The sequence below is a fragment of the Actinomycetota bacterium genome, from assembly GCA_018830725.1.
In the GTDB taxonomy this organism is placed as follows: Bacteria; Actinomycetota; Humimicrobiia; order JAHJRV01; family JAHJRV01; genus JAHJRV01.
The window spans coordinates 1-2,061 of sequence record JAHJRV010000108.1 but is presented as its reverse complement, the minus strand read 5'-3'; the positions used below and the strand labels follow the sequence as shown (position 1 = coordinate 2,061).

Annotated in this window: 3 protein-coding genes; 1 reads left to right on the top strand and 2 read right to left on the bottom strand. The window is 27.7% G+C overall.

Annotated elements, in window-relative coordinates:
- Positions 1-396, top strand: a 396-nt coding sequence (locus tag KKC53_05490) for a DDE-type integrase/transposase/recombinase (GenBank protein MBU2598606.1), incomplete at its 5' end; no start/stop codon positions are given.
- Between the two features lie 82 nt (positions 397-478).
- Here the strand turns inward: KKC53_05490 and KKC53_05485 are convergent.
- Both KKC53_05485 and KKC53_05480 read right to left on the bottom strand, forming a co-directional pair.
- Positions 479-1,036 (bottom strand): flavin reductase family protein, encoded by a 558-nt coding sequence (locus KKC53_05485; protein MBU2598605.1) that lies wholly within the window; start codon positions 1,034-1,036, stop codon positions 479-481.
- Positions 1,037-1,065: 29 nt separating this feature from the next.
- A partial coding sequence (locus KKC53_05480) for a ribonuclease H-like domain-containing protein (GenBank protein MBU2598604.1) occupies positions 1,066-2,061 on the bottom strand: 996 nt, incomplete at its 5' end.

The following is a 2,061-nucleotide window of genomic DNA, read 5'->3' as shown; positions in this document are numbered from 1 at the left end:
TCAGCTGATCTTACAATAGCAGCACTAAAAGATGCTATTTCAGAAAGAGATACATCAGATCTAATACATCACTCTGACCAGGGTATTCAGTATTGTTCATCTGATTATGTAAAGATATTAAATGAAAATCATATCAAAATATCAATGTCAAATAAAGCTAGTCCTTATGATAACAGCATAATAGAATCTTTTTTTAGAACATTAAAGGTTGAAGAAGTATATATGTTTTCCTATGAAACATACAGAGATGTTATTAAAAGAATACCTTATTTTATTGAAGAAGTTTATAACAAAAAGAGATTACATTCTTCACTTGGCTATATGCCACCGGAAGAATTTGAAAGTAAAATTAAATATAATAAAATGAAAAAAAGTGAAGTCCGTCAGTTGGTTTAACTTAGATAACATTGTGTCCAACTTTTGGGGTTCACACCATTATTTTATATTATACCTTTACTCTTAATGACAAAAAAATATATTACTTAAGTGAAAAACCCCATTTACCAATTACTTCCCCAATAGTAAAATATCTATTTGAACCATAGGAGAAAAGATTCATTTTGTTTATATCCGGTTTCCCTTTTTCATTAAGAATTTTTTCATCAAAACTTTTACTAACGACTTCACCTACAATAAAATTATGATCCCCTAACTCTATATCTTTTATTACCTTACATTCTAAATTTATAGGGCATTCTTTTATAAGAGGGGACTTAACTATTTTTCCGGGTAGAGGAGTTAACCCTGTTTTTTTAAATTTATTAACATCTCTCCCTGATACATTTCCACAATAATCTGTTTCTTTTAAAAATTCCCTTGTTGGTATATTAACTACAAAATCATTAGATCTTTTAATTAATTCATATGAGTGTCTTTTCTTTCGTAAGGAGATTCCTAAGAGTGGAGGATTACTCGAGATTGAGATTACCCATCCCATCGTCACTATATTTGCATTCTTACCAATCTCTCCACAGGATATCAAAAATACACCTATTGGAAATAAACTCGAACTAATTTTTGCATCAATCTTACTCATAATAGCTCCTTTTTTCTTTAATTTTATTATTATTTTTTTGAACTTTTTCTATAAAGTCTTGCAAGTCGATAATTTATGTCATTTATGTAATAATCTCTTCTTCGTATATTATATTCATCTTTCATAATTTTTAGTGCTTTATTACAGAAGTTAATCGCTTTTTGATAATTTTTATTTTGATGTTCCTGGTAAATAGCAACCTGTCTATAAATTTCAATCTCTTTTGTGTCATCTAAAACAAGTTCCTCAAGGATTTTAGATGAGTCATCAAATTTTCTCATCTTTTTTAAAATAAAGCCATACCACATTTTGCATTCTTCCAAATCTTCTTTATTATCAGCATTTTGTATAGCTCTCATTATAAGTTTTTCTGCATCATTAAAATTCTTCTTCAAAAAAAATATTTTTGTAAGTGATCTTATTTGGTTGTAACTTAGATTTATTTCATTATAATTTTCAATATAGGAAGCTAATTTTGCTATTAGAGTTACTAATGAAATAAGGTCTATAATATTGTGCTTAAAAACTGACTTTAAAATTCTCGCATCTTTGGTATTTAAAAAATCAAAATATATATACGGAATTAGTGAACTATCAATGTCACCAATTCTATCTTCCCAGATCCCTAAAACTTTATTCTCGATTGTTTTTAATCTACAATTTGGCAAATCCTTTCTATACAAAAACCTGGATGGAAAAAGTAAATCAATATGGGGAAGGTTTAAATGTTTATCAGACATTTTATTGATTAGATATCTTGTTGATAATAGGGGAATATCAAATGCTTTACCATTATAGGAGACAATAAATTCAAAATTTTTAAATATTTGTTTTACTGCACTTAGCATTGCCAGTTCTTCATTAAAATCCTGCATTAAATATTGTCTTATTCTGAATTCATTATTTTCAAAAAATAGTATACCAACTAAAAAGACTGCTGTTCCTATACCACCTGAAAGCCCAGTAGTTTCAGTATCGATAAAGACAGCCTTTTTTAAATTCAGGTTTTTGATTTCATCATTTTT

Bases quoted from the DNA above. Each gene is read 5' to 3' on its own strand.
- KKC53_05485 (MBU2598605.1), bottom strand. From the start codon at position 1,036: ATGAGTAAGATTGATGCAAAAATTAGTTCGAGTTTATTTCCAATAGGT.